The sequence below is a fragment of the Leifsonia sp. HAY1-4F genome, assembly GCF_056755275.1.
Genome location: NZ_JBNDHX010000365.1, coordinates 1 through 260 on the forward strand (window position 1 = coordinate 1; position 260 = coordinate 260).

Below are 260 nucleotides of genomic sequence, written 5' to 3' on the forward strand. Positions count from 1 at the left end.
CGAGATCTACACTCTCTCCGTCGTCGGCAGCGTCAGATGTGTATAAGAGACAGGCTCTGGTGCGTTCGATAGCGTCGCTGGGGCGGTCTGCGCCGGATTGCTGCTGGCCGCGATCCAGCGACGCCGAGGAGAGCGGACCACGCCCCGAAGCTGTCTCTTATACACATCTCCGAGCCCACGAGACACTCGCTAATCTGGGGGGGGGTGGTTTTTTTGTGAGGGGGGGGGGGGGGGGGGGGGGGGGGGGGGGGGGGGGGGGG

General features: G+C 66.9%; 1 pseudogene. It reads right to left on the reverse strand.

Annotation, left to right across the window (positions count from 1 at the left end):
- Window positions 1–32: 32 nt before the first annotated feature.
- A pseudogene (locus ACPYOG_RS19840) lies at window positions 33–260 on the reverse strand (hypothetical protein); the annotation flags it as partial.